The following is a 5,203-nucleotide window of genomic DNA, read 5'->3' as shown; positions in this document are numbered from 1 at the left end:
CAAACGTTCATGATCACGGTGGCCGTACCCATACCCCCACTCGGCCCCCGCGAGCTCCTGATCAGGGAAGACGCCGGAACTACAGCTGCCGTGTCAGTTCGACCTGGTCCCGGAAGAAGCTCTCGATCAGCTTCGCCCCGAACTCCCTCTTCATGAATGAGTTCGCCGTGATCTGGCCGACCATGCCGTAGCCGAGCCCGGACTTCTCCTCGCCTCGAACCGCAAGCTCGAAAAAGCGCTGCGCGAACGGGACCGACAGCGCGTACGTACCGGAGCACGCGTCGTACAGCTTGCGATACAGCTCGTTGAGTGTTTTGTCCTTGACCGTGATGTACGGAGGATTCCCCACCACCACGTGGTAGCGGCCCCGGTTCAGGATCTGCGGATACTCGAACACGTCCTCCGTGCTCAGCGCGTAGTACGGGTCTTCGGCGTCGCCCGATTCCACACTGTCGCCAAGGCTCAACTGCTCGTCGCCGAAGAGTCCCTCCTGCCGGTGCTCCGTCGGCAGCAGCGAGTCACCCACCGCGAGCTGGATCGGCCACTCATACTGCTGTGCCTCTGCGAACGTCCGCATGCCGCTCGAAGCCATCGCCGCGACCAGCAGCCGAAAGCGGGCCACCGCAACCGCGAACGGGTTGAGGTCCACCCCATGCACAGACTTCAACGCCGCCCGCACCCGTTCGTACGGGCCGACTTGGGGTTGCTGCGAGGCCCACATCCGCACCAACCGCCGGAACGCCCCGAGAACAAAGTGCCCCGACCCGCATGTCGGATCGATCATCTTCAGGTCTTCGAAGCCGAACTCCCGCACCGCAGGCGTCATCGTCCGGTCGAGGATGAACTCCTCCACGAACTCCGGCGTCTGCAGCAGTGCGTAGGTCTTGCGGGCTGTCTCGCTCAGGTCCTGGTACAGGTCGCCCAGGAACCGGGTATCCCAGCCCTCGGTGCCGTCCACGCTCAGCGGGTCACTGAAGTCGTGCACGAGGACCGGCCCGCCCGCCCCTTCGTCCCCGCTGACCTCACTGGCGCGTTGCTCCCGCCAGAATGCAAGCAGCGCGCCGGCGCCGTCGTGCGACAGCGGGATCTGGTAGAGCGGGTTGTGATCACGGTCGAAGAGCAGCCGCCCGGCCTGTCCGGCGCCCAGCTCGGTGAACGCCCTCTCCAGCCATCCGCGGTACGTCGGGTCGGTGTCCTTCTCCAAGTATTCCTCGAACCGCGCTTGGGCGATCTCCCGCCCCGCCACGTCGGGGGAGGTGATGTACGGCTCGGCGATCAGCCGATTGTCCTCGCTGAACCGCACGAAGACCGTGCCGAGGACCCAGGCCACCGCGACCTGGGTGATCCGCTCGCCGAGCCAGGCGTTCCACGTCGCCGCCGTACGGCCCAGCTTCCGAGCCTGCTCATACTCACCACGCAGCCGCGTCCCGACCTCAGGGACGGCTTTGACCTGCTGCTCCAGGTCGGTCTCTGCCGCCTTGACCTGCTTCTGCAGGTCGGCGAGGAGGCTCTGGCGGTCGATCACGAACGGCTCCAGTCGGGAATGGGAGAGGAGGGAGAAGATCAGATTGGAAGGGGTGAAACAGGTCAGGCGTCCGGTGCGAGGTGTTTGCGGGCGACCCAGGCGTCAGGCACAACGATCCACTCGTCGAACCCCGCCTGGTACGGAACACTCTGCCCGGCCAACCGCGGAGCCCGTGCCGGATCGGACTGGGCGACGAGCAGCCACAGCGGGCTGCCGCCCTGTCGAGCCTCCTCCGAGAGGCGCCCGAGCAGGTCGAGCGCGTCGTAGTGGGCCAGCACCGCAGTGTCGGTGAGCAACAGCGGACCATCGGCCTCCGCTAGCTGCTCCCGCAGCTGCGGCTCGATCCGCCCCCACGCCTTGTCGGTGCGTATGCGCAGCTGTTGGTGAGCCCGACTACCCGGCTCGGCGGCGTCCGCCTTGAGGACGGTCTCCCAGGTCGGCCGGGCGGCCTCGCCGACCACGCCGCGCAGTTCGGCCATGAACAGTGCGGTCACCGACATTGGCCGAGCCCTGTATGGTTCGCCGGCCAGCCGCCGCACCGCGTCCTCGGCCCGCCGCTGGGGCACGGTCAGGACCCGGAAGCCGTCCTGCCGCGCCGAGTGCATAAGTCGCTGCTCAGCCTTGACGGCAGCGGCGACGGCCGCGTCCGCGTCGTACTGGGTGGGGGCCGAGCGGCGCGCAGCCGAGGAACCCCAGCTCGCCGAGGTCAGCCCGGCAGTGGCGTCCCCGGAGGGGCGGTCCGGGATGAGCCGGAGCACCTTGTCGTAGCGGGTGGCCAGTTTCAGCTCGAAGCCGGCCTGCTTCAGGGCGCGGACCAGGGCGCTGCCCGTGGGCAGCTCGCGCGGCGCCAGCGGATCGGTGCCCAGGTCGGGGAAGCGGGTGGCGACCCGCTTGTGCAGCGCGTCCACCGTCAGGCCCGGCTGCCGCTCCTCCTCGACGCCCGGCTGCACGGCGACCACGCCGGCCTGGGTGATCCGCAGCGCACGCACAAGGTCCAGGTCGCGCGGGTAGATCTCCAACCGCGGGGTGAGCGCGGCCCGGGTGGAGGCGGCGACCGCGATCTCGGCCGTCCGCCGCTCGTCCCAGCCCAGGCTGCCCGGTGGCCGTCGCACCGCGTCCAGCTCGGTGAGGACCGTGCTCGCCGTCGGCAGGGACTCAAGCGCCGCGAGCCGGTCGGCCCGCACGCCCAGGTTCAGCGCGTACTCCTGCAGGGCGGGCAGAGCCGGGGTGTCCGGACCGTCCACGTCCTCCCGGACATCCAGGGCGAGCAGGCCGAGTACCGGATCGGCGCCCTTGGGCATGCGGGCGTGGAAGTAGCGGAAGAGCGGCGGGGACTCGTTGTCGTAACTCTCTCGTTCGACCACCGCACGCAGCAGCGACAGGGCGAGTGCACGCCGGTCGCGCCGCTCCACGTGCTGGGTGCCGCGCCGGGCGATGAGGGCGTCGGCGAGCTCGATCACCGGGGCCACCCGGCCGCGCTCAGCCAGAAGCTCCACCACCTGCTCACGCAGCAGCCCCAGGGCCGCGTCCTTGTACCAGCGCTCGCGCGCCTTCTTCACGATCTGCGGGATCCGGCCCGCGGTCAGGCCCACCGCATCGGCGACGTCCCGCTGCCGGACCCAGGCCAGGCCCCCGGGCAGCGTCCCTGTCTCATCGGGCAGCCGCAGCAGCAACCGGATTGCTTCGCGCTCCTTGGCATTGGAGCGGGCACTACCGCTGGATGGCTTCGGTACGAGACGGGCGGCGAGCGCGTCCAGGCTCAGGCCGCCCAGCACCTGCGGGTCGGCGCCGTCCCCGTCGGCGGCGACCGACTCTGCGACCGCCCGCTCCAGGTCGGAGAGCTCCTGGCCCGCCGCCTTGCGGGCCTCCGCGCTGAGCGGCGCGGGAGCCGCCTTGCCCAGGCGTGCGTTCCACTCCTTCTGTCGGCGCTGGATCTCCTCCCGGGTACGCGAGCCCATGCCCGGCGCGGTGAGGAACTTCTTCGCCGAGTATTCCAAGACGTCCCCGACGGTGTTCAGCCCCATCGCGAACAGCTGCGACTGGGCTGCGACCGTCAGACCCGCCACCGACAGCGGCGTGTTCCGGTCGGCGCGCTCGGCCTGCTGGTCGCGGACCTGCTCGGCAGAGACGTCGTCGTCCTCCCGCCCGATCCGCGGCTGCGCCGCCGACCCGGCAACCGCGTCGGTGCCGCCCTTCGCCCCGCGCCCCGACTTCTCACCGTGACCGGTGCTCGGCGCCGTGGTCTGCTGTGCGTCCAGGAAGATCCGCTGCCAGGCACGCTCCATCGGCTTGAGATCAGGGAAGCGGTCCTTCACATCTCGGGCCAGCGCCTTACGGAAGAACGCCACCAGGCCGTCCCGGACGGCCGGCTCAAAGGCGTCTGCCGCCAGCTGCGGGTACGGCCATTCCTTCGCATCCGTCTGCCGGGCCGTGACCGAGCCGTCACCCCAGCGGGGCAGCTCGTTCGACGCCATCTCATGCAGCGTCACGGCCAGCGCATACCGCTCGGCGTGCCCGTCGTACGAGCCGCGCGTGATGACGCCCACGAACGGGTCGAGATAGCCCTCGGTGCCCGCCTCGATCTCCTTCGCCGGGTACCCGGCGAGCGAGAAGTCGATCAGCACCAGCTGACGGGTGCCGTTGGGGCGGACCCGGATCGCGATGTTGTCCGGCTTCAGATCCCGGTGCCAGATCCCCTCCGCCTCCAAGTGCTCCACAGCACCGAAGAGGTACTTCCCGTACGCCTCCAGCTGGTCCATGCCCAAGCGGCCGTTGTCCCGCAGCTGGCGGGCAACGGTGTCCTCCCTGCGGCGCGGCCCCTTACTCGCACTGCCGTCCTGGTCCTTCAGCTCCCGGCTGTCGCCCACGTACTCCAGGACCAGGACCCGGCGCCCAGCCAATGTCAGGGGCTGCGGCTCGTACAGCGAAATGATGCTGGAGTCCCTGTGGATCCGGCCCAGGACCTCCGCCTCACGATCCAGGACAGCATGCTTGGCCTCGCTCAGCGCGACCTTCAGCACTGCCACCGGCAGGCCGCCGCTGCGCCGAGGCTCGCCCTCCAGATCCCGCACCAGGAAGGCCCGCGCGGTCGAGCCTGTACCGAGGCGGCGCACGACCTCCCAGCGTCTGGCCAGTACGTCCCCTGCCACGGCCTCCAGCGGGTCCTTCTCCGGCTCGGATCTTTCCTCGCCCACGCCTGCGGCTGAACCGCCGTCCCCGCCCGCGACTGCAGCCGCATCCCCGCCGCCCGGGACCTCCTCGACGAATGCCTGCTCGACGTACTCCAGCATCTCCAGGAAGTCGTCGACCGTGGACAGACGCCGACCCGGTTCGTACGCGGTGGAAGCCTCCACCAGATCGTCGATGTCCGGATTGAGACCGTCGACGAGCGCGCTGGGACGCAGACTCTCGCCGGCCTCCAGACGTGCCATGACCTCGCTCTGGCTCGCGCCAGGCGCTTGTCCGGTCACCAGCAGATACGTGAGCACGCCGAGCCCGTACACATCGAGGCGCACCGGATCGGCCTTCGGAATCCTCAGCTCCGGAGCCAGATAGGGATCAGCCTGCTCGGCGACATGGAACCGAGCAATTGTCAAGACCTGTGGATGGGAGCCGCGCCGACCCATCGGTGGTAGGCGTCCACGTCGACGTTGCTGCCGCACACGATGGTGACGATGT

General features: G+C 69.5%; 1 protein-coding gene and 1 pseudogene. Both read right to left on the bottom strand.

Going from position 1 to position 5,203, the window contains the following annotated elements; all coding sequences use genetic code 11:
- Positions 1–91: 91 nt before the first annotated feature.
- Positions 92–1,525: pseudogene (gene pglX, locus AB0M27_RS46565) on the bottom strand (BREX-2 system adenine-specific DNA-methyltransferase PglX); the annotation flags it as partial.
- A gap of 62 nt (positions 1,526–1,587) precedes the next feature.
- On the bottom strand, positions 1,588–5,121 hold the full coding sequence (gene pglW / locus AB0M27_RS46560; protein WP_365732264.1) for a BREX system serine/threonine kinase PglW: 3,534 nt from the start codon (positions 5,119–5,121) through the stop codon (positions 1,588–1,590).
- Positions 5,122–5,203 lie beyond the last annotated feature (82 nt).

Source organism: Streptomyces sp. NPDC052107, assembly GCF_040680215.1.
GTDB lineage: Bacteria > Actinomycetota > Actinomycetes > Streptomycetales > Streptomycetaceae > Streptomyces.
The sequence above is the reverse complement of the archived record's forward strand: the minus strand, read 5'-3'. Positions and strand labels throughout refer to the sequence as shown.